The sequence below is a fragment of the Roseobacter sp. genome (genome assembly GCF_024639605.1).
GTDB lineage: Bacteria > Pseudomonadota > Alphaproteobacteria > Rhodobacterales > Rhodobacteraceae > Roseobacter.
The window spans coordinates 1,778-22,491 of record NZ_JAHEHZ010000051.1 but is presented as its reverse complement, the minus strand read 5'-3'; the positions used below and the strand labels follow the sequence as shown (position 1 = coordinate 22,491).

Sequence of the window (20,714 nt, the reverse complement as noted above, 5' to 3'; positions counted from 1 at the left end):
GGGGCTGATCACACGGACTGGGAATTCGAAGGTGTGGAGGGATTGCTGACCAGATACAGAATTTCCGCCGGGGGACTGTCGTCAGCGACGGACCGTCAGCTGGCCGCCTGGGAACGCATGGTCGCAAAGCTCGGGCATATCGCCCCCGACTTTTTCCATGCAGAGGTACCGGTCGCGCGCGCCTATCAGCTGCGGTATCTCAGCCGCCGCGCCATCAGTGACTTTGACGGGCCACGGGCACGTGCCCTCTCTCGTGCGTGGTTACAGACCTCACTCGTCCCCCTGCGCGATGAACCGTTGAAATCGGCAGTGACCATTGCCGCGGTCGGAGTGCTGTCGCTTCTTGGTCCGGAGGTTTTGCGAAAAGCCATGACCCTCCCTGCAAGATTTGCACAGACGGAGACAGCCCGATGAAACGTTTGCGCGTACTTCACCTTGTCGATGACACGACCGCCGGCGGCGTCATGCGGGTAATTGAACACATCAGCAGCTCCCGGGACATGTCTTTATCTGCTGTGCACTCGGTGCGGGTCGTCACCCGCGGCAGCCTCGCGACCAGTCGCGCGAAAGCAGATGTGATCGTGTCCCATCTGTCAGTAAGCTGGCGCAATCTGCCGGTGTTTATCGCCTTGCGCGCTGCAAATACCGGATCGGCGCTTGTGCATGTGGAACACAGCTATACCGAGCGCTTTGTTGCCATCAACGTGAAACACCGCCGGCGTTTTGCGACCCTGTTGCGCACCACCTATGCGCTTTTTGACCGGATTGTCGCTGTGAGCCACGAACAGGGGCGGTGGCTGGCGTCGCGCAGCTTTGCGCAACCGGAAGCGATTGAGGTGATTCAGTCCTGTACTGATATGTCGGCTTTCCGGAAGCTCCCTGAGTGTAAAGGCCCGGCACGCATCATCGGTGCCATTGGTCGCCTCGACCGCCAGAAAGGATTTGATAAGCTGATCACGGCGTTTCGTCAGTGCGGCAATCCGGAGATTGAATTGCATATATATGGTGAGGGCAGCGAGGAAGAGACATTGCGCGCCTGTGCAAATGGCGACCCGCGCATTCGGTTTCATGGCTTTGCTTCCGATCCTGTTAAAGCAATGTCGGCGGTCGATGCCGTTGCTATGCCCTCGCGGTGGGAGGCATACGGGCTGGTGGCCATTGAAGCGCTCAGTGCGGGTCGGGCACTGCTGGTCGGTCCCGTGGACGGCTTGAAAGATCATGCCGCGCGAGGGGCCACCGTGGTCTGCGGGGATACGGTGCGGGACTGGAGCAGAGCAATCGGCAAACTGACCGACGGATCTGCGGTAAGCCGCCCGCCGGCAGATCACGTGCGGGCCGGTTCTCCGGAAAGTGTCTTTGCGAAGAAATGGGATGAACTGCTGCTCTCGGTTACAGCCGGTACAGACCGCCACTCCGAAAAGAAATATGCAGCATAGATTATGCGCAGAACGCTTGTCGGCGCTGTTTTGTGAGAGGACTTATTTTCTGAAAATACTTGCGCAGCCGGTTTGCGAAAACTCAACGATCGACCATTTTCATGGGTATGATGTTCCGGACTGCTTACGGTCGCGCCATTGAAAAGACTGATCGGGGCAGGACGACGCCTGTAATAACGCCCCGCAGGCAACTCGAAATCTTCTGAGGGCTTCGTTCGTGAGGTGCACGCACCGTAAGTTCCCTTGTGCTGATCTGTGATGATCATGCAAATCCGGGCATCTCACCGGCATATTTCGCGACCGTGCTTATCCGGTACATGATCACGGGAAGACATTCGCGGTCTCGTCAAGAATCCCAAAAACGCCCGAAGCCCGCATTTCTGACGGTGCACCACTGCCAGTTTTGCGCCTCTTTCGACGAACACCGCTCAGCGCATCACTATCAGGTTGGCCTCAGACGCGGTTCTCGCTGCTGGATGGAAGAACGTCAGCTTTAAGGCTTGGCGGACATTTGTTGCGTATGGGTCCATGGGCAATTCTGAGAACAGCCATTGAGCCCGTCCGTGGAAAGGCGGATGCGTGCCCATGACTACACCTGTATTCGATATGGTAAGGAGCTCTTGCATCCACACAGTTGTTCAGTCCGGGAGGGGCGCGTTTTCCCAAGAGTCTGATTTTTATTCAACAATGACCGTATACTGCCTGAATATCTGTGAAGCCTGCTTTTCCGCCGTAATTTTTTCCTGTCGCCATGTTGCCGTTTGCGTTCCGGCCCGTGATGCATGTGGTGAGATTGTCCGGCTGCCATGGTCGCGGCGGATATCAGGGCGTCATAACAAAGGGCAACGGACGACCTTCGCAACCATCAGTCTCGCCTGAAGCCGATAAAGGCAACTGCAATACAGGCCCCCAGAGCGTTAAAGCACAGATCAAGCGCGGTATTGATATAGCCGCCGACATTCGTATCGGGAACGGCAAGCACGGCTGAAAATTCAATGATCTCATTGACCGCGCCAAGCCCCATTGATGCCAGCGCCGGATAGACCAGTGCTGTGCAGGTACCGCGCGTTGCCGGGAAATGGCGAACCAGCAGATGGTGCAGCACCCAGGCCGCGATCGCAAAGCCATATGCATGTACCAGCTGGTCATACTTCAGGATGAAAAGCCGGTCGGTGCTGATCAAAGGGATAAGCTCAAGGTTATAGAGCACGGCGTCACCGACCGGTACACCGCCACCCGCCATATGTGCCAGCCCCCAGAATGACAGCGCCCAGAGCATAGAAGGCGGGTATGCGGCCTTGCCCAGTGACGCCCCCACAAGCAGTACAAGTGCCAGCATTGTCACGACGTAAATGATGAACTCGTAATTGCCGATCGACAAAAACCAGATCGTGAAGAGCACGATATAACCAAGAGTGAACGCCGCGACGCCAAGCTCGTTCCGTGTGGGTGCAAATGACATAGTGCAGAGCATATCACCGGGTGAGGTGGCCGGAATTGACTTTGCTCAGGGCCCGGGCGGTGCCGGTAGCAGGCCGGTCGTGCCCCGTAAAGTCACAGGCTCACGGAATACGTGAGGCCGGAACATCCTGCCCAAAGCTGTGCGAACCGATGCTGTGCCGGACATCGGTCACTTGTGACCCGCCACGGGGCGGGAAAAGGCGGTCAGTTCAGGGCTTTGTCTTTCCAGTATTTCGTTCCGGACGCGTTGGCATTGACCCGCCACCCCTTTTTACTCAGCACAAAAAAAGACCTGCCTTCGGTGAACTGCACTTCGGTGGATTGCCTGTCTTCCCCCTGCATGGCCCCGGCATCCGCGGAGGCGTCAAAACCGTTTTCCACAAACCGTTCGAAATCGACGCGTGTTTCAAAAAGAATGACAAACTGAGATTCAAAGCCTCCGATACCAAAGGCCGCTCCGAGCCCGCCGGTGCCCATCTGCATATAAGTCCGGCTTCGATCCCCGGCTGATACAGCGACGCCGCGACCGTACCCTGCGGAGAGCGGGAAGATCGATACCCTGCGCATATCAAAGGCGGCGTATCCCGCACTCAGCTCGTACATATCCGCGGCCTGAGGGTTTTCTTCGAGCAGCCTCGCGAGGACATCCCCGGCCATCGTGTCAAGCTTTGTGCGTGTCGCCTCGGGCGTTTCTTCCTCGCGCATCAGCTCATTGGTAGATTCGATGGACTGCCCGACGGCATCCGCACCATTCCTGGCAAACTCGCCGGCTCTGGCCGTTCCCGATTTCACCTTGTCCATCAGGCTCTCCGCAACAGCGGAACCTCCGGAACCGGCTGTCACAGCAAGCAGCACCGCAAGTCGCACCAGGTTCAGATACATCAGTTTCCTCCGTTTGTCCGGCGTCAGTTCTGCCACCGATCCGACCGGACAGAAAGCCCCGGTCCTGTCTCAACCCGAGGACAGTCGGCGGTGTCACAGAACACCGACTGTGACACAGGGATACATCCCGCCGGTTCAGCAATGCGCTATACCGGTCGGTTCCAGGGCTTCCCGAGGCCCGTTCAGTCGCGCAGATTGCGCTGGACCCGCCGCACATGGCGCAGCGTGTCCGTCAGCATCGCCGTCATGAGCCCGAACATCATAAAACCGTTCGCACCCGTCATACCGCCAAGAAGGCGCTGGTCACGTGGCACGACGACATCGCCAAGGCCCAGCGTTGTATAGGCGACGAGGGAGTAATAAACCGCCTCTTCCAAAGAGCTGAACACCAGCATGTACACAAAGGTGATGGCCCATAACCACACGCCGAGCGTCATCATGGCCATTGTTGCGAGCACTGCCATAAAGACCACAAGAAGCGACTTTGCCGGCATTGGCGGGCGCCGCAGCCAGGGCTCCATCCACAAAAGAGCTTCGTTCAGAACCCACCAGACCAGAGCCGCCCCGAGCAGCGAGACGAGCGTTATTGCGGAGCCAAGCAACAGCTGTGCGAACATTTCCTGCCCATCCTTTTCATCGTGTTTCCGGCCTTCTCCGGGACATAAAGTACTGTGCCGCAACCTGAATTGAAACGCCTTGATTACCTGCAGCAGGAGGTGCCCTGAGAAGAGTGCGCGCGACCAGATCGTGAGGCTGAAACAATCACACTTTTTGCCTGTATGGCAGTGCCGGCGCCTTCGGGGGCGACCATCGCGTTATCAAAAAAGATTTGTGGTATGTGGCCCCGCACTTGATATGCGGGCCCGGGACAATCGTCTGCCTCACGGCACCGATCCGCCGCCACCCGCAACACATCCAGTCAACGCAAGACCGGTAATGAACCCTGCCGCCGCTTGCGCGCCAGCATGTGCGCGCGTGCAATCAGGACGATCCAGACGGGCAACAGCACCGGCCATCCAATCACCGCAAGAGGTAACACCAGTGCCCCTGCCCCGATCGCCACAATATCACGGGTCTGATAGCCGTCGGATAACAGATCCGGCGAAAGGCCGATGGCGCTTCCCAGCAAACCGGCGAATGTTGCCACCAGAATGCCACCCGTCATCGACAGACCCCAGCCAATGACGCCCGGCCTGCCGAAAAGTCCCATAAGAATGTATCCGGCGATCGCACCACCGATACCCATGGCAACGGCATAGCGGACAATCAGTCCCAGCGGCAGCTCTGACCAGTCCACCGTGGCAAGTTCTCCGACATCTTCAAAGACCAGCGCAAGAAACAGCAACATGCTGGCCAGAGCCAGTGTGAGGATCACCTGCCGTTTCAGCAGCTTCGATGCTGCGCCATCTGTTGTCTGATGTTCCATACGTACATGAATGTTCGCAAAAATTCTTATGTCTGGCAAGTTTACATGAAGTGAGTGTCGCAGTGGCGCAGCGCGGCGCCTCGAAGGGAAAAAAAGCAGAATGATTTCAGGCAAGGGCGCGAGACGCTCGGTCGCGGCAAGCAATTATATGACTAAAAATGGCCGGACCCGGCCCGCACGCCTTTACTTTTGATTCACATGAACCTGCGTAACCTTCCGCTTATGCAACGAACGGGTCGGAAGATGATCACCAGGCTTACTGTGCTGACCCGACTGCTGTGCCTTACGGTTGCAGTCGTGTTATCTGTGCAGCCGGCAGCGTCTGATCTGCCGGTAATCCGGATGGCCTATGAAGAGTTCAATCCCTATTCTTTCACAGACTCTGACGGAAACGCCCGCGGATTTTCCATTGATCTCATGCGCAGACTGGCAGATGCGGCCGGATACCGGCTGCAATTTATCCCCTCGCCCAATCCGGCAGAAAGCCTGCGGATGATCGGCTCAGGAGAGGCGGACGTAAGCTCCCTTCTCGCACTGACAGAAGAGCGCCTTGCACTTGGCCTGCCTACCGATGTGCTCGGCGCATTTGAACTGCTGGCCTTCGTGCGACGCGCAGACGGCGCGCAGACAGTTGAAGGTCTTTCCGGTAAAAAAATCGGTGTTGTTGCGGGCAGCTTTACTGTGACCGGTGCACAGCAGATTCCCTTTGCAAGGATTATCGAATTTGATCAGGGGGATACGATGATCGTGGCCCTTCTTGCCGGCGAGGTGGACGCGGTTGTATCCCCGGGCGACAGCTTCCGGAAAAGGTTGCGACAGGCGGACGTTGAACAATACACTCGGGCGCTTAAACCTGCTCTTATTTCAAGTCCCTCCGGTTTCTTCACCGCCCCCGATCGGCCCGGACTTCAGAAGGCTCTGAACGACGCGATCGCCGCAGAAATAACGCCGCGCGAGCTTGCGGTTCTGAACGCGCTCTGGTTCGGTCGTCCCAAGACGCTGACGGATTACCCCCTGTTCTGGTGGGCGATAGCTTTCGCCGGATCCGTAACGCTCGCTCTGGGCATCCTTGCGGCAAGCCGTCAGCGGCATAAAACAGACAGCCTGCGTCTGCGCGCACAGAACGAGGCCAGCGAGCTCCTTGTGGCAGCACTAGATGAAGTCGGGGCAGCGATTGTAATCTATAATGAGGACCTGCGCGCGGTGCACTGGAGTAGCGGATTCACCCGGATCTTCCCCGAAACAAAGGATCTGCTCGAAGCAGGCACGGACATGCGCACTATCGTCTCGGTTACGACCGGTCTTATGCAGCAAACCGGAGAGGACCGGGAGAATGCTCTGGAATTTGCAGATAAGATCGTGGCGTCCATCTCCGCAGGGCAGCTTGATGCACGAACCGTTCACACCGGGACGCACAGGGTTTTCGAAGCCAGCGAGTTTCCTATAGGCCGGCATTATTATGCGTCCCTCAGGGTGGATGTCACGCGGCTGCAGAAACAGCAGGACATGATCCGCGATCAGGCCGAACAACTTAAGGATTCCAATGATCGTCTGCGGACCTTTGCCGCCATCGCGGCACATGACCTGAATGCTCCGCTCATTCAGCTGAGAATGCTGATGCAGTTCATTACCGATGATCTCGAAGAAAACAGCCAGAAAATTCCGGAGGTCATTCAGGGGCACTGGGATCTCATGGGTACGCTTTCCCACCGCATGTCACGGCTGATCAATGACCTTTTGCGCTACGCCGACGATACCGCCTCTGATCTTCCGGTTGAGCGCGCAGATCTGAATGAGTTACGCGCCAGCGTTCTCGAGCTGGTCTATCGCAAACCGGGAATAAATATCCGTTTTGACGATACCGAATACGAAATATTTGCAAATGTGACCGCCCTTCAGGCCGTATTACACAATCTGATCTCAAACTCCGGAAAATACCACGACCAGGAGACCGGAATGATCACTGTGGAATTCATCCCGCGCGGTTCCGGGATTGAAGTCGTTGTAACGGATGACGGCCCAGGCATTCCGGAAAGCGCGCGTGAAGCTGTATTTGAGCCCTTCAAGCGGCTGTCTGCCAGCGTAGAAGGGACCGGGCTGGGCCTCGCCTTTGCTAAACGAACGGTCGAACGCTGGGGTGGAACGATCAGAATTTCGGGCGCAGAGCCCAGGGGATGCAGAGTTTCCTTCACCATTCCGCAGCCTGAGACTAAACCTCAGATGCTGAGGTTTGTTGGATGAGGTTCCTGGCACAACAGCTCAGTACTTCCCGCCCGCGCTGACGAAACGCGCAGGCAGGACGGATGGCCTTCTGTTCAGTTTTGCCGCGAAAGCCACACCACCAGGTCAACAGGCCCCGAAAGTTTCTGCACGGACGACCGGCTTTGCAGGGCAGATTTTCGGTCACGGCCACACAATCGATGCACTATTAAACGCCGGCCCGATACCAGAGATGCAAAGCAATTACCCTGCACTGAATTCAGTCCGGCCGGGCTTTTCCCGCAATAAAACCGCGCAGATCCACCGTATCCTTAGCTTTCAGCGAGACGTACACGAACCCCATATTGGTGCGCTCGGTCACCATTTCGCCGGGGTACGGCAGATAGCTGAGTTCGGAGGATCCAAAAGAGGGCGAAGCTGTACCTACCTGCCATTCCGTACTCAGATGCACGTCAACCAGTTTCAGCGCCGGGCCGCCGGCTTTATCAGCCAGGTCCAGAGGTACACCGGCAATCCGCAGATAGGCCATCTTGTCTTTCGCGGCCACAAACCCGTCGATAAACTGGTCGGTCAGGATCTGCAGGTCTGCGGCTTCATCATGATCATGCATGTGCGAATGCAGGTGATCAGCCTCCGCATGGTTGTGGCCGGTCGCGGGATGGTCGTGATGATATTGGCTGTGCCCGTCGTGCGGGTGATGATCATGCGGCATTATTCGCTCCTCGCGCGGGTGGACCAGCGTTTGCCGTGGGTCTCTTCGGAATAGTCCCCCATCGGCAGGCTGACCGGTTTATCGATGTGTTTTCGATGCGCGCCCATCTTGCCGTTAGAGACCAGTGACCCGAGCACATCGACGATGACGCGCGTGCCCATCAGCGCTGTGATTTCGGACTGGTCGTAGGGCGGAGAAACCTCGACAAGCTCCATCCCGCAGATCCCTTCCGCCGCCACCTTGGATGCAAGCGCAAGGGCCTCGCGCGGCAGAAATCCACCCGGCTCCGGCCAGCCGGTTCCGGGTACAAAGCCGCAGTCAATACTGTCTATGTCAAAAGACATATAAACCATATCGACCCCGTCCCAGGCCATCTCCAGCGCCATCTCGGCAGTTTTGTCGATGCCCATCTTTTCCATGTCTCCCATGGTGATGATGTTCGTCTCGCGCTCACGAGCGACTTTGACCGCCTCGCGCGGCACCTGCCAGCCGCCGATACCGACCTGCACCAGGTTTTTTGCCGGCACGTTTGGAAGGTTTGTCGAATGAAACCATGGCGTTGTGTGCATCCGTTCATCCAGATCCTTTTCCTGAATGTCCGCATGACGATCGAAATGCACGATGCCGATTTTTTTGGAGGTGCACTCCGCAATGCCCCGCACACAAGGAAACCCGATGGAATGATCCCCGCCAATGATAATCGGCATAGACCCGGAGGAGAACACATGGCTGACTGCCCGGCTGATCTGATCAAATGTCTTTTCGATATTACCGGGAATGGTGAAAATATCGCCCGCGTCGCACAGGCTCATCTCTTCACGCAGATCGACGCCGATTTCATAGTTGTACGGCGTGTAAAGCGCCGAAATTTTGCGCACCCCCTGCGGGCCGAACCGCGTGCCCGGCCGGTACGTTGTCCCCCCGTCAAAAGGCGCGCCCAGAACGGTGGCATCGTAATTGCCGACCTCCGTCACATCCTCGGTGTAGGGCGCTTTGAGAAATGTGTTGATCCCGGCGTAATGGGGCAGCTCCCCGCGTGCAAATGTCGGAATTGAGCGATCTTCAATGGTATCGGCGCCCGTCAGCCCCATGCGCAGCGCCCAGGCTTTCTCCTTTTCCCATTCACCCTCGGGAATATCTGCCTCCTTGCGCATCGCCTTCCAGCCCATGAGTTTGGAAAGATCCGGATGGTGCCGGCATTTCTCGTCGCGGGTATGATCGGCCGGGTGGTGGCTGCGCGACCGGTCAGCGGGGCTTAAAAACATGGGTGTCCTCCTCAAGGCGTTGATAGGGAATGCCGCCATCGCGGGCATCAAAATCGTAAGTTATCGTAGCACCATAAGCTTCCGGCTCCTGCGGATCCCAGCGCGGCTTATCGAACACCAGCACACGGTCGCCCAGTTTGAAACCCTCTTCGAGATCATGGGTCACCATAAAGACAGTCATGCCGGTCTCAGCGCGCAGTTCCTGCAAAAAGGCATGCATCGCCAGCCTTGTACCCGGATCAAGTGCACCAAAGGGTTCATCAAGAAGCAGTATGCGCGGACGCGCCGCCATCGCCTGTGCAATTGCGAGGCGTTGCTGCATGCCGCCGGACAACGACGCCGGATACTGGTCCGCTACATGCCCGAGACCGATGCGCTCAAGAGTTTTTGCAGCGGCATCCCGCGCCGCCCGTTTATCCGCGCCGGTCAGCCATCCGAACCGGGTCTGGAACGCGGTGGCCGCCACGATATTGTCGCGCACCGACATATGCGGAAAGACCGAATAGCGCTGAAAGACGATACCCCGGCTTTGCGACGGCTCTCCGGAAAGCGGCATACCGTCCACAAGGATCGTCCCGCGGGTGGGCTGTTCTTCGTCCAGCAGCATCCGCAGGAACGTCGACTTACCACAGCCTGAAGCACCGACCAGCGAGATGAACTCGCCCTCGGCGACCTCGAGTGAAACGGCTTCGAGGACCGGTCTGCGCCCGTAGGATTTGAAAACACCGGAAACACTGACAAAACTCACAGGCTGTCCTCCCCGGCCCAGGGGTAGAGGCGTTGCGAAAGCCGGCGAAGGGCAAAATCAAAGAGAAACGCCAGCAGGGTGATCCAGATGACATAGGTGAGGATCACGTCCATCGCGAGATACCGGCGGACCAGAAAGATCCGGTAGCCAAGCCCGCCATCTGCAGCAATGGCCTCTGATGCAATCAGAAAGAGCCACGCCGGTCCGAGCGAAAGGCGCACAGACTGGATAAGGCGCGGCATGACGAGGGGCAGCGCCACGCGCAGTGCTATCACAGTGCTCGATGCGCCGAGCGTCTGCGCTTTGACGAAAAGCTCCGAAGGGATATCGAGCACCCGCTGCGACAGATCACGGATCAGAAAGGGGGTGATCCCGATGACCACCAGCGCCACTTTGCTTACTTCGCCAAGTCCGAAAACGATAAAGAGAATGGGCAGTACCGCCAGCGGCGGAACCATCGAAAGAACCGACACGAACCCCGATGCGGCAGCTCGTACATAGGGGAAAAGACCGATTGCGAGCCCGGTGACGAGCCCTGTCACAGCGGCGATAGCCACCCCGAGGCCCAGCCGCTGCAAGGACGCGAATGTATCGTTCCAGAAGAGTATCTCGCCCGACCGGCGGTCGGCTGTGGTTATCAGCCGCCCCGCCGTCTCAGCGATTTTTGACGGCGCAGGCAGCAGTTTGTCCTGTGGATTAACGGCCAGACGCGCCTCGGACCCCAGCGCATATGCGATAAAGAGAGCCGCGAACGGCAGCAGCATCAGACAGAGTGCTGCTGCCCGGCCCGGTGTTCGGTTAATCCAGCGCATTGCAAGGGCTCAGAGCGCGCCGTCCGCAGCCATCTGCATATAGGTTGTATCGAAACGGAATTTCACGTTGTCGGCGTCCCCGGTTGTAGATCCGTCAGGGTATGCAACACCGACGAAATCAGCCGATGGCGCGCCCTCACCCAGTATGCCCTTGTCAAACAGGAACTCCGCGACGCTGACCATGGTGTCAGGCAGGTCGCCGCTTGCAGTGAAGGTAACGGCGGCTGCCGGGTCATAAAACATCTCAGTACTGTCGAGCTGCGCTTTATAGCCCGCAAGATCGGTACCGGACGCCTCTGCCATTGCTGTCAGCGCCTCTTCATCGCCGGCAGCCATCAGGGCCATGGTTTCATACCACGCGCCGGTCAGCGCTTTGCCAAAGGCAGGGTTCGCCTCGAGCGTTTCAGTATTCACCACCATCAGGTCGATGATCTCACCGGGGATGTCCGAACTGTCAAAGAGCTTGTTGGCGCCTGGCTCTTCCATGATGGCCGAGACCAGCGGGTTCCATGTTACCACGGCCTGGACGTCATCGGTGGTATATGCGGCGATCATATCGGCGTCTGATGTATTGATTACACCGTCAAGGTCCCGCTCTGCGAGACCCACGGAATCCAGCGCGCGGGCCAGCAGGTAGTGCGACACGGAAAGCTCAACCAGGTTCACCGGTTTGCCGGCCAGCGACTTCAGATCTCCTTCGCCCTTCAGAATAACCGCGTCGTTGCCATCAGAGTAATCACCGACAATCAGAGCGGTTGTGTCCACGCCGCCGCCCGACGGGATGCTCAGCGTGTCCATATTGGTGGCGGACACGCCGTCAAAAGCGCCGGCAGTGTACTGGTTGATGGATTCGACATAGTCGTTGATCTGCACAATCTCGACATCGATGCCGTATTTTTCCGCCCATTTGTCCATGATGCCGCTGTCTTCCATATAGCCCCAGGGCATCCAGCCCACATAGATGGACCAGGCCACGCGGAAGTCAGTTTTTTCCTGTGCAATTGCAGGTGCCCCGGCGAGCGCCGTCGCGGCGAGGAAGGAAAGGATCAGCTTTGAAGGCCTGCCCATTGATAATACTCCTTTTTCAGGTTCTGTCGGAATAGTATCGATATGGCCGTCGACAGAACTGCAGGTGAGAGGCTTGACCAGATCGGAACATTGCTCTCCCGGGATTTTCCCCCGCCGTGTACTGCTGCAGAATTTGCTGGAGCAGCGGAAACTCTCGGACCTGACCCGCGAGCGGCGGAACCCTAGTCTCCTTGTTCTGGCGATTACTCTGCCTCAACCTCGCCCCGGGCGAATATGTTAACGTGTACCCGCGCTCAAACCGGCGGCATGTGATTAATTTTTGCGCTCCGGTCGTGCGATCTGTTCAATAATCAGGCTTTTTACTGAAAGCCTGCCCCGGTCGAGCATCAGGGTGTCCACGGGACATGCACCGCTTGCGGCTCCCAGCGGCGACATTCCACCGGGTGAACTGCAAGCACAAAATGTGACCAACCACGCCAACCGGCCGTTGTCTGTTGAACCGGCTACGGTGCGGCAGATCAGGATGTATAGCCAGCCACAACCTGAAGCAGCTTAAAGGACGTTGCTGCATCGTTTTCGACAACCGCGAGAAACTCTTCTGCACCAAGGCGCAGGGCTTCAAGTTCCGACGTCGCACGCATGGTCAGTGCCCTTGGCACGCTGCGGATCAGACCAAGCTCGCCGACAAGCCGGCCCGGCCCGACCTCAGCGATGAGCACCTCACCGTCTTTGCCGTCCGGGTTGTACAGAGCGGCCTGCCCGGACAGGATCATGTAAGCTCCGTCGCCGGGGTCGTCGTTTTTGGAAAAAATCACCTCGCCCGGATGCGCCGAATACCACTTCGATCCGAAGGCCAGCAGGCGCAGCTGTTTCCGGCTGAGCCCGGAGAACATATCCGTGGCTTCAAGCGCGCGCACCTTGCGCATCAGATCAGCGCTTGCGGCGGAATCTTCAACGACCTCATCCACGGCGGCATCGGACACAAGGCGCCCCTGCACGACCTCAAGATAGATGTCGAAGGGGTCGGCGCTCTCGAAGGTTTCATTGATGTAAATGATCGTCGTGTCCGGCAGCAGTTTTCGCAGGTTTTTATGAAGGCCGATCCGCACGCTCTGATCATAGCTGCTGAGCGCCTGTTCAAGAATAAGAATATCCGGTCGTTTCACCGCAGCACGGAAAAGCGCGAGCGATTCAGCGAAAATCGCCGGCAGATCGCCGCCGCCGAGCCCCAGTTTCAGATCGTAGATCAGTTCGATGACCCGGGGCCGCAGCCCCTCGGCCTCCAGAACGCCGGAGACAATCCTGCGCAGCTCATCCCCCCGCGAACCGGCTGTCTCTGAAATCTTTCCGTAAAGTGCGTTTTCCAGAACCGACAGGCCGGGCGCGATACGATCCTCGCTCAGCGGGGCAAACAAATCACTCAGGGCATCGCGCATCTCGCGGTTCAGGCGCGAGCGCCCGTCAAGCACCTGGTGACGCAGTTCCTCGGGAAACGCCCGGCCGATCTGTTCGGCTGAAATCTGCGAGGGCAGCGACATCAGAAGCGCTTTGTCGTCTTCCTTGAGGACACTGCCCGGGTCGGCGCGCCAGGCGCGCACAACCTGGACGGATTTTTCGTACAGAACAGGGTCCAGCCCCAGCTTCCGGAAAAGCGGATGTTCGGTGCCGTCCGTGCCGAAAATCTGGTTCAGCAGTTCGGTCACTTCGCAGGAAAGCTCCAGCAGGCTCTCATCAAGTCCAAGCCGCTCAAGAACCGCGAAAAGCTCGCTGTGCCGGCTCAGTTCCAGTTGGCTCATCGGGCGGCGCAGTGTTGCGAAAAAGAGGTTTCCGGCCACCGGCAATGCCGGGTTATAGACCTCAGGATCAAACCGGAAGACATGCCGTTCCAGACCTGCCTCGCGAACTGCCGCTCGCACTTTCGACCGCACCGCGACAATCCCGCGCGCGAGCGGTGTATCTTCCTGCGGCTCCATGATCTGATCAAGCGAGCGGCGAAACAGCGGCCCACCGGTGCCCATTGCATCCACCAGCGTCAGCCACCAGTCCCGCAGTTCCTGTTCGGACTTTAAGCCGGCAAGCGCCGGATCGAGCCAGCTCGCGCCAATCGGGTCAGCGCTGTTACCTGCCGCCAGCGCTTCGTGCAGCAGATCCGGGTCAACAGGGCCGTCGTCCGCATGGGGCGCGGGAGACAGCCCCATCATCACATTTTCGCCGAACGACCCCTGAAACAACACCGGACGTGAACTGGCGTGTCCGATCCGGGCGGCAATCGTGACCTGGTGCATGTCTGAAAGATCCTGCCCGGCAATCGTCACCCGGCCGCTGTTCGGGATCACCTCACGTGTCAGAACATCCGTCAGCGCGTGCCTGTCCTCTTCGCTGGCGGCGGCAATTGCGATGACCTGACCGGCCGGGAACTGCGCCGATATATTATCCAGGATAACGTTTCCATCGCCGTCTGCGACGCTCACTCCGGCAAGCTCGATCTGTCCTTTCAGATGCGGGATGTCATCCGGGCGGCCTGTCATCAGTTCTTCGCGCACCTCCCCCGACGGCGAGAATTTCTCAGCCACAGTTTCCCATCGCAGGCTCATGTCCTGGGCCTGATTGTAATAAGTCAGAAGCTCTTTCCACGGCGAACTGAGGTCTTTGTAGGCGGCGAGGGCTGCAACCAGTGCACCCAGCGATACCGCACCCTCGATCACCAGATAGCCACCTGCGGCAAAGAAAAAGAAAGGTGTAAGCTGAGTAATGAAGTTATTGATAAACTTCATGAAAAACTTTTTCTGGTAGATCTGAAACCGGATGCGGTAAACGGCACCCAGACGGTCAGTCACCATCGCAAGCCGGTAACGCCAGCCGCCGTGGGTGCGCAGTTCGCTGGCACCCGACGCGCTTTCTCCGATCATAGAGGCAAGCAGGCGCACCTCCTTGATGCGCTCTTTATTCATCAGATTGATCTGCCGCTGCAGCCGCGGAATGAGCCAGGCCTGCAAGGGGATAAGCGCAATCGCGGCAAATCCGAACCACACGCTCTGCATGAACAGAAAGAACAGAATGGTCAGCATCTGCCCGGCCTGCAGCACCGGCTGTGTCAGCGCGTCCCCCATGATCCCGCCCATCGGCTCCGTTTCGCCGGTGATCATCGCCACCAGCTCGCCCTGCGAGGTGCGTCGGAAATAGGGTTTGGGAAAGCGAAAAAGGCGCGCAATAAGATCAAACCGCAAACGCCGCAGCATACGTTCAGACAGCACACCCTTCATGGTATTAATGCGCATCTTCAGCAGGCCGTGGCACAGGACCGAGAGCAGAAACGCCCCGCAGAGCAGCCACAAGAAGGCGACCTGGCTGAGATCAATTCCCAGAACAGAGATCGTTGTGTTCTGTGCGCCGATCGCATCGTTGATGATGCGTTTGGGCAGCTCCAGCGTCAGAAACAGGAACGGAAAAAGAGTGCACGTGAAAACAAGCAACACGAGCTGGTCACGTCTGGAATATTTCCAGATGAACTGAAACAGCGACTTTTCGATCCTGCGCACCCCCATGCGGAGTCGGGGTTACCCCCCTTCCCTTGTAGAAGTGCACAGGCCCGGCAGCAAAGGGTTTTCGCTACATTTCTCATGTTTTCCGTTATTTGCCGGTTTCTGCGGCCGCCGCCGGACAGGCCGCGAGGAGCGCGGACACCAGCACGGGCAGCGCCGGAACTACCTGCTGGTAGCGCCCGCTGATTGCCATGCAACTGCCCGATGCATGCCACAGTCATCTGTCAGCCTGGACGTCGGGGACGAAGGAGACATGCACATGTATTCTGCACACCGTGCACCACTGCCGCGCCACGGGCGCCTTTTTGAACTGATCCGCCAGAAAAACCAGGCGGACACAACTGTCGCACGCGTGCGCGGCTATGATATCCGCAGGGTGTCACCTGAAGAGGTGATGCAGTTGCAGCAGGCTGCCGCAAGATCGCTGCAGGCGCGGACCTGATCCGCCCCTGCAACAGCACTAAGGTTCAGAAGAACGCCTCGGCATTGAGGCCGATGGTCATCGCTCCGACAACTTCGCCTGATGCCGGGTCGGTCAGCGACACCGATACCTGCCCCTGGTAGGACTGCGAGCTTTCGTCGAACTCTACCGCGTCTACGAAAACTGCACCCGAGCCCGCACCATAGGTTTTGGCGTGCTTGTCTTCATCGCCCTGCCAGTAGTCAGAGGTGACATCGCTCGCACCGACATTCAGGCCGGCGGCATCCATCACGAAAATCTCGGTAATGCGGCCCCCAGAAGCTTCTACTTTCTCTTTGAGGAACGCTGAGAGATCCCGCCCCATCACTTCGCTGATCAGCGGCTGGTCGGACTGGCCGACCTGCGCGCGCCAGGCTGTATCCCATTCAAGGATCTGAGCCTCGCTGGCACCGGCGGTTTTCTGGTTCTGCTCATTGATGGCGGAGATGACATTGGCATCATGTGCCCATGTCATGATGTCGGATTCGACGAAAGCCCGCATCGCGGGCGGGGCATCTGCGGCCTGCAGAAGGCTGGCGGCCACGACAAGTGGCGCAGACAGACGGATTGTACGAAACATACTCGGGTCCTTTGATATCTGGCCCGCCGGCGTGGCGCGGCCACTGGCCATACCTACGCAGATGTCACTTAACGTTTGGTAAAGCGGTCAGCTCTCTGCCCGAAAGCCTGTTGCCACAACGAATTTTTCCGAACTGTCCTGTCGCGAGGCTGGCGGTTTGATATTAGCGACCTTCGAGAATCGCTGTTTCAACAACTTTTGCAGCTCCCCTTCGGCGCCGCCGGCGAGCACTTTGGCAACGAAGGTGCCGCCCTCCTCCAGCACGTCGAAGGCGAAATAAGCCGCCGCTTCGCAAAGCGCGATAATCCGCAGATGGTCGGTCTGTTTATGACCCGAGCTCGAGGCAGCCATATCTGACATGACCACATCCGCCTTGCCACCCAGCCATTCGCGCACCTGCGCATCGGCGTCATCGGCCATAAAGTCGAGCTGGTAGAGCGTCGTGCCCGCAATGGGCTCCATTTCCTGCAGATCGACACCCAGCACGGTCCCGACAGCCTTGCCCTTTTTCCCGCCAAGCGCATTCACCCGGCTGACAGCCACCTGACACCAGCCCCCGGGCGCACAGCCCAGATCCACCACCCGCGCACCGGGCACCAGAAAACGGTATTTCTCATCCAGCTCGAGGATCTTATAGGCCGCCCTGCCCCGGTAACCTTCGGCCCGGGCGCGTTTGACGTACGGGTCATTGAGCTGTCGCTGCAGCCAGCGTGTCGAGCTCAGCTTACGCCCGCGCGCAGATTTTACCTTGACCTTCAGTTCACGCTGACCGCGTCCGGAGGTGTTCTTGCCTGAGGGTGTTTTCGCCATCACAGGGCTCCGTCATCGAGTACGCCATCCGCACTCATCTGCGCATATAGCAGACCTTCGCGCAGACCGCGATCAGCGACCGACAGGCGGTCGGTTGGCCAGCAGCGCATCAGCGCCTGAAGAATGGCCGCCCCCGACATAATGAGTGCATGCCGGTCCTGCCCGATGCGCGGGTCGGCACGGCGGCCCGCAGGCCCCAGCGCGAGGTAAGAGCGGATCACCCGGTCGATCTGATCTGTGGTCATGTGCAGCCCGTCCACCCTGGTCCGGTCATAACGTTTCAGGCCCAGATGGCTCGCCGCAACCGTGGTCACCGTGCCCGATGTCCCGACAATCTGAAACTTCTCATGCGGGCGGGTGTCGTGATAGGGCGTGAAATCCGACAGATTTTCCTCGAAAAACCAGCTCATCAGGGCAAATCGCGCGGCGTCATCATCCACGTCGTTAAACTGATCGCGCAGAGTGGCCACGCCGAGCGGCACCGAGATCCAGTCCACCACGCGGGCCGCGGGCGCCCCGGCAGCATCATATTCAAACCCCTGGTGCAGGCGCATAATTGACTGCGGACGGTCACTGCGCGGCACATCCGAGAGATCGATCCATACCAGTTCGGTCGAGCCACCACCGATATCGACCACCAGCAGGTTTTCGGTATTGCGGCTGACCAGCGGCGCACAGGAGACAACGGCAAGCCGCGCTTCCTCCTGAGGCTCAATGATATCGAGGTGCAGACCGGTTTCCTTCATCACCCGGCGCAGGAAATCGTCGGAATTGCGCGCACGCCTGCAAGCTTCGGTTGCGACAAGCCGCATCCGGTCCACGTTGTTACGCCTGAGTTTCTGCTGACAGATGCGCAGTGCCTGTATGGTGCGCGACATGGATCCGTGCGACAGGCGCCCGGACTTCTCCAGCCCCGCGCCCAGCTGCACGGATTTGGAGAAACTGTCCACCACATGAAAACCGCTGCCTTTCGGCTGGGCGATCAGCATGCGACAGCTGTTTGTACCAAGGTCGAGGGCGGCATAAAGCTCACCTGACCGTGGCGGAACCGGCGCGGGGCTCAGAGCCGTCAGTTTGTCGAGCGCGCCCGCACCTGTGGGACGCTTTGGCGCCATCTTATGCGCCTTTCATATCGGGTTGCGCTCAACCTAGACACTGGCGCGCGCCAGCGCAAGCGGGGGCGTGGTTCCGGCGGGCCTCTCATATGACAAATCTGCACAATCATCATGATAAATCCGAGACTGCGCGGGCCTCGCCGCGCGCGCCGCGGTATGCCATACCGGAGGTCACGTCGCGGATCGCGTCCTTTCTGTCGAAAACCGGCACTGAGGATCGTGTGGCACCCGTTAGACAGTTGCGAAGGACATGCGAGGAATCAGTCTATGCCTGAGGTCACAATCGTTTACTGGCGCGATATCCCCGCTCAGGTGATCGTGGGCAAGGGCCGCCGTGGGTCCAAACGCCCGCTCCCGGAGCGCTTTGAGCAGGCGATTGACCGCGCTGCGATGAAGGTTGGCGCAGAGGACACCGATGCCTATCTCGCGGAATGGCGCAAAGCCGGCAGCTATGAGGTTGAGGGCGATCCGGATGCGGTCGCCGACGCGGAAGCGGCCCGGATTGATGCGGAATATGACAAGGCCCGCATTAAAGCACTGATCGACAACGACGGCTGGGCCTGAACGCTGCCGCCCTTATTTGACACCCTGTTCCCCGGAAAGGATCGCCTGATGGCCCTTCTGAATTTCAAGCGCAAAGAGACTGCGATGCCCGAGGGGGTGAGCCCCGAAACAGAGGCTTTTCTGCAGGATTATTCCATCGAAGTGATGCCCCGCACGGCGGAAAAGGTCGAAAATTTCCGCGACTTACTGCCCGCCGGCACCCGCGTCTACATCGCACATATCGAGGGCACACCGATTGACGAAATGGTCGCCACCGCTGCGCGCCTGAACGCATACGGCTTCCCGGTGATGCCGCATTTTCCCGCGCGCATCATCAAAGACCGCGCAACGCTCGCCGACTGGATTGCACGGTACCAGGGAGAGGCGGATGTAAAACAGGCGCTGCTGCTCGCAGGCGGCGTGACCACCCCGCTGGGCGACTTCGACAGCTCCATGCAGCTGATGGAAACCGGTCTCTTTGACGCGGCAGGCTTTACCCGGCTCCACGTTGCAGGCCACCCCGAAGGCAACCGCGACATTGATGCGGACGGCTCAATGACCAATGTCTCTGCGGCGCTGAAATGGAAAAACGAATTCCAGACGCGCACGGATGCAAAAATGGCGATTGCCACGCAGTTTGCCTTTGACGCGAAACCGATCATCCGCTGGGCCGATGCGCTCAAAGCTGACGGCATCACCCTGCCCGTCCATATCGGGATTGCCGGCCCTGCCAAGCTGCAGACGCTGATCAAATTTGCGATCGCCTGCGGTGTCGGCCCGTCGCTCAAAGTGCTGCAGAAACGCGCGATGGATGTGACCAAGCTGCTGCTGCCTTATGAACCCACTGACGTGATCCGCGATCTGGCTGCGCACAAGGCTGCCAATCCGGAGTTCAACGTCACCAACGTGCACTTCTTCCCGCTGGGTGGCATCAAAACCAATGCCACCTGGGCCATCGAAAACGGCGGTAGCGCCGCTCGACCGGCCAACGCCTGATCCAAGGACTTACTGAATGACACGGACAATCGTCGAATCCAAAACCCGCACCGCCGTTATCGGCTTTGACCAGCCGTTCTGTGTGATCGGGGAGCGGATCAACCCGACAGGGCGCAAGAAACTGGCCCTCGAGCTTGAAGCCGGCGATTTCTCAACCGTCGAGGCGGATGCCATCGCTCAGGTGGCCGCCGGGGCGACAGTGCTCGACATCAACTCGGGTGCGGTTTTCACCAATAAAATGGCCGAAGACACACGTTATGCCGATAATAACTTTGTCGAGCCACCTCTGATGAAAGCGCTGATCGAGCGGGTTCAGACCATCGTGGATGTGCCGCTGTGCATCGACAGCTCTGTGCCCGGCGCACTGCAATCGGGGCTTGAGGCCTGCGAGGGCCGCCCGCTGCTGAACTCTGTGACCGGCGAGGAAGAGCGTCTTGAGCTCGTTCTGCCGCTGGTAAAAAAGTTCAACGTGCCGGTGGTGGCCATTTCAAACGACGATACCGGTATTTCCGAGGACCCTGATGTGCGCTTTGCCGTGGCGAAAAAGATCGTCAGGCGTGCGGCGGATTTCGGCATACCCGCCCACGATATCGTGGTGGATCCGCTGGTGATGCCCATTGGCGCGATGGCAACCGCCGGGCATCAGGTATTCACACTTGTGCGGCGGCTGCGCGAAG

19 protein-coding genes, 1 pseudogene and 1 riboswitch are annotated in these 20,714 nt (G+C 58.7%); of the genes and pseudogenes, 7 read left to right on the top strand and 13 right to left on the bottom strand.

Annotation, left to right across the window (positions count from 1 at the left end):
- Both Q0M35_RS08810 and Q0M35_RS08805 read left to right on the top strand, forming a co-directional pair.
- Window positions 1–414: pseudogene (locus Q0M35_RS08810) on the top strand (glycosyltransferase family 2 protein); the annotation flags it as partial.
- Window positions 411–1,436 carry a glycosyltransferase gene (locus Q0M35_RS08805; RefSeq protein WP_295314259.1) on the top strand — a complete coding sequence of 342 codons (1,026 nt, stop codon included), beginning with the start codon at window positions 411–413 and terminating at the stop codon, window positions 1,434–1,436. The pseudogene Q0M35_RS08810 and the gene Q0M35_RS08805, both read left to right, overlap by 4 nt.
- A gap of 865 nt (window positions 1,437–2,301) precedes the next feature.
- Here Q0M35_RS08805 and Q0M35_RS08800 read toward each other — a convergent pair.
- The 4 genes from Q0M35_RS08800 to Q0M35_RS08785 all read right to left on the bottom strand — a co-directional run bounded on the left by Q0M35_RS08800 (window position 2,302) and on the right by Q0M35_RS08785 (window position 5,205).
- Window positions 2,302–2,898 carry a DUF2238 domain-containing protein gene (locus Q0M35_RS08800; protein WP_295314257.1) on the bottom strand — a complete coding sequence of 199 codons (597 nt, stop codon included), beginning with the start codon at window positions 2,896–2,898 and terminating at the stop codon, window positions 2,302–2,304.
- Window positions 2,899–3,101: 203 nt separating this feature from the next.
- Entirely contained in the window at window positions 3,102–3,779 is a 678-nt protein-coding gene (locus Q0M35_RS08795) for a hypothetical protein (RefSeq protein ID WP_295314255.1), read from the bottom strand.
- Window positions 3,780–3,961: 182 nt separating this feature from the next.
- Window positions 3,962–4,396 (bottom strand): potassium channel family protein, encoded by a 435-nt coding sequence (locus tag Q0M35_RS08790; protein ID WP_295314254.1) that lies wholly within the window; start codon window positions 4,394–4,396, stop codon window positions 3,962–3,964.
- Between the two features lie 302 nt (window positions 4,397–4,698).
- Window positions 4,699–5,205: a hypothetical protein gene (locus tag Q0M35_RS08785; RefSeq protein ID WP_295314252.1), complete on the bottom strand. Its 507-nt coding sequence runs from the start codon at window positions 5,203–5,205 to the stop codon at window positions 4,699–4,701.
- Window positions 5,206–5,448: 243 nt separating this feature from the next.
- Between Q0M35_RS08785 and Q0M35_RS08780 the strand changes: the two genes are divergently transcribed.
- Entirely contained in the window at window positions 5,449–7,446 is a 1,998-nt protein-coding gene (locus tag Q0M35_RS08780) for a transporter substrate-binding domain-containing protein (protein WP_295314250.1), read from the top strand.
- Window positions 7,447–7,684: 238 nt separating this feature from the next.
- Here Q0M35_RS08780 and Q0M35_RS08775 read toward each other — a convergent pair whose 3' ends face one another.
- The 6 genes from Q0M35_RS08775 to Q0M35_RS08750 all read right to left on the bottom strand — a co-directional run bounded on the left by Q0M35_RS08775 (window position 7,685) and on the right by Q0M35_RS08750 (window position 15,536).
- Entirely contained in the window at window positions 7,685–8,137 is a 453-nt protein-coding gene (locus Q0M35_RS08775; protein WP_295314248.1) for a hypothetical protein, read from the bottom strand.
- Window positions 8,137–9,402: an agmatinase family protein gene (locus Q0M35_RS08770; RefSeq protein WP_295314246.1), complete on the bottom strand. Its 1,266-nt coding sequence runs from the start codon at window positions 9,400–9,402 to the stop codon at window positions 8,137–8,139. The genes Q0M35_RS08775 and Q0M35_RS08770 overlap by 1 nt, the downstream gene beginning before the upstream one ends.
- Window positions 9,383–10,150 carry an ATP-binding cassette domain-containing protein gene (locus Q0M35_RS08765; RefSeq protein WP_295314244.1) on the bottom strand — a complete coding sequence of 256 codons (768 nt, stop codon included), beginning with the start codon at window positions 10,148–10,150 and terminating at the stop codon, window positions 9,383–9,385. Before Q0M35_RS08765 ends, Q0M35_RS08770 begins: the two co-directional genes overlap by 20 nt.
- On the bottom strand, window positions 10,147–10,962 hold the full coding sequence (locus tag Q0M35_RS08760) for an ABC transporter permease (RefSeq protein ID WP_295314242.1): 816 nt from the start codon (window positions 10,960–10,962) through the stop codon (window positions 10,147–10,149). The genes Q0M35_RS08765 and Q0M35_RS08760 overlap by 4 nt, the downstream gene beginning before the upstream one ends.
- A gap of 9 nt (window positions 10,963–10,971) precedes the next feature.
- Complete coding sequence (locus Q0M35_RS08755; protein WP_295314240.1) at window positions 10,972–12,030, bottom strand: putative urea ABC transporter substrate-binding protein; 1,059 nt, start codon at window positions 12,028–12,030, stop codon at window positions 10,972–10,974.
- A 93-nt stretch (window positions 12,031–12,123) separates the two neighbouring features.
- Window positions 12,124–12,227: riboswitch (guanidine-I (ykkC/yxkD leader) on the bottom strand.
- Between the two features lie 282 nt (window positions 12,228–12,509).
- Window positions 12,510–15,536, bottom strand: coding sequence for an ABC transporter transmembrane domain-containing protein (locus Q0M35_RS08750; RefSeq protein WP_295314238.1), 3,027 nt, complete (start codon window positions 15,534–15,536; stop codon window positions 12,510–12,512).
- Window positions 15,537–15,792: 256 nt separating this feature from the next.
- Here Q0M35_RS08750 and Q0M35_RS08745 point away from each other — a divergent pair, with 256 nt between their 5' ends.
- Window positions 15,793–15,975: a hypothetical protein gene (locus tag Q0M35_RS08745; RefSeq protein WP_295314236.1), complete on the top strand. Its 183-nt coding sequence runs from the start codon at window positions 15,793–15,795 to the stop codon at window positions 15,973–15,975.
- A 25-nt stretch (window positions 15,976–16,000) separates the two neighbouring features.
- Here the strand turns inward: Q0M35_RS08745 and Q0M35_RS08740 are convergent, their stop codons facing one another.
- The 3 genes from Q0M35_RS08740 to Q0M35_RS08730 form a co-directional block, all read right to left on the bottom strand.
- Window positions 16,001–16,573 (bottom strand): hypothetical protein, encoded by a 573-nt coding sequence (locus Q0M35_RS08740; protein ID WP_295314234.1) that lies wholly within the window; start codon window positions 16,571–16,573, stop codon window positions 16,001–16,003.
- 87 nt (window positions 16,574–16,660) lie between these two features.
- Window positions 16,661–17,383 carry an RlmE family RNA methyltransferase gene (locus tag Q0M35_RS08735; protein ID WP_295314232.1) on the bottom strand — a complete coding sequence of 241 codons (723 nt, stop codon included), beginning with the start codon at window positions 17,381–17,383 and terminating at the stop codon, window positions 16,661–16,663.
- A complete protein-coding gene (locus tag Q0M35_RS08730; protein WP_295314230.1) occupies window positions 17,383–18,498 on the bottom strand; it encodes a Ppx/GppA phosphatase family protein in 1,116 nt (371 codons plus the stop codon). The genes Q0M35_RS08735 and Q0M35_RS08730 overlap by 1 nt, the downstream gene beginning before the upstream one ends.
- Window positions 18,499–18,765: 267 nt before the next feature.
- Between Q0M35_RS08730 and Q0M35_RS08725 the strand changes: the two genes are divergently transcribed.
- From Q0M35_RS08725 to Q0M35_RS08715, 3 genes are all read left to right on the top strand, one after another.
- Window positions 18,766–19,062: a virulence factor gene (locus tag Q0M35_RS08725; protein ID WP_295314228.1), complete on the top strand. Its 297-nt coding sequence runs from the start codon at window positions 18,766–18,768 to the stop codon at window positions 19,060–19,062.
- Between the two features lie 48 nt (window positions 19,063–19,110).
- On the top strand, window positions 19,111–20,037 hold the full coding sequence (locus Q0M35_RS08720; RefSeq protein ID WP_295314226.1) for a methylenetetrahydrofolate reductase: 927 nt from the start codon (window positions 19,111–19,113) through the stop codon (window positions 20,035–20,037).
- Between the two features lie 16 nt (window positions 20,038–20,053).
- A partial coding sequence (locus tag Q0M35_RS08715; protein ID WP_295314224.1) for a dihydropteroate synthase occupies window positions 20,054–20,714 on the top strand: 661 nt, incomplete at its 3' end.

Bases quoted from the DNA above. Each gene is read 5' to 3' on its own strand.
- Q0M35_RS08745 (WP_295314236.1), top strand. From the start codon at position 15,793: ATGTATTCTGCACACCGTGCACCACTGCCGCGCCACGGGCGCCTTTTT.
- Q0M35_RS08750 (WP_295314238.1), bottom strand. From the start codon at position 15,536: ATGGGGGTGCGCAGGATCGAAAAGTCGCTGTTTCAGTTCATCTGGAAA.
- Q0M35_RS08780 (WP_295314250.1), top strand. From the start codon at position 5,449: ATGATCACCAGGCTTACTGTGCTGACCCGACTGCTGTGCCTTACGGTT.
- Q0M35_RS08730 (WP_295314230.1), bottom strand. From the start codon at position 18,498: ATGGCGCCAAAGCGTCCCACAGGTGCGGGCGCGCTCGACAAACTGACG.
- Q0M35_RS08805 (WP_295314259.1), top strand. From the start codon at position 411: ATGAAACGTTTGCGCGTACTTCACCTTGTCGATGACACGACCGCCGGC.
- Q0M35_RS08775 (WP_295314248.1), bottom strand. From the start codon at position 8,137: ATGCCGCATGATCATCACCCGCACGACGGGCACAGCCAATATCATCAC.
- Q0M35_RS08785 (WP_295314252.1), bottom strand. From the start codon at position 5,205: ATGGAACATCAGACAACAGATGGCGCAGCATCGAAGCTGCTGAAACGG.
- Q0M35_RS08760 (WP_295314242.1), bottom strand. From the start codon at position 10,962: ATGCGCTGGATTAACCGAACACCGGGCCGGGCAGCAGCACTCTGTCTG.
- Q0M35_RS08790 (WP_295314254.1), bottom strand. From the start codon at position 4,396: ATGTTCGCACAGCTGTTGCTTGGCTCCGCAATAACGCTCGTCTCGCTG.
- Q0M35_RS08735 (WP_295314232.1), bottom strand. From the start codon at position 17,383: ATGGCGAAAACACCCTCAGGCAAGAACACCTCCGGACGCGGTCAGCGT.
- Q0M35_RS08770 (WP_295314246.1), bottom strand. From the start codon at position 9,402: ATGTTTTTAAGCCCCGCTGACCGGTCGCGCAGCCACCACCCGGCCGAT.
- Q0M35_RS08755 (WP_295314240.1), bottom strand. From the start codon at position 12,030: ATGGGCAGGCCTTCAAAGCTGATCCTTTCCTTCCTCGCCGCGACGGCG.
- Q0M35_RS08800 (WP_295314257.1), bottom strand. From the start codon at position 2,898: ATGTCATTTGCACCCACACGGAACGAGCTTGGCGTCGCGGCGTTCACT.
- Q0M35_RS08720 (WP_295314226.1), top strand. From the start codon at position 19,111: ATGGCCCTTCTGAATTTCAAGCGCAAAGAGACTGCGATGCCCGAGGGG.
- Q0M35_RS08725 (WP_295314228.1), top strand. From the start codon at position 18,766: ATGCCTGAGGTCACAATCGTTTACTGGCGCGATATCCCCGCTCAGGTG.
- Q0M35_RS08740 (WP_295314234.1), bottom strand. From the start codon at position 16,573: ATGTTTCGTACAATCCGTCTGTCTGCGCCACTTGTCGTGGCCGCCAGC.
- Q0M35_RS08795 (WP_295314255.1), bottom strand. From the start codon at position 3,779: ATGTATCTGAACCTGGTGCGACTTGCGGTGCTGCTTGCTGTGACAGCC.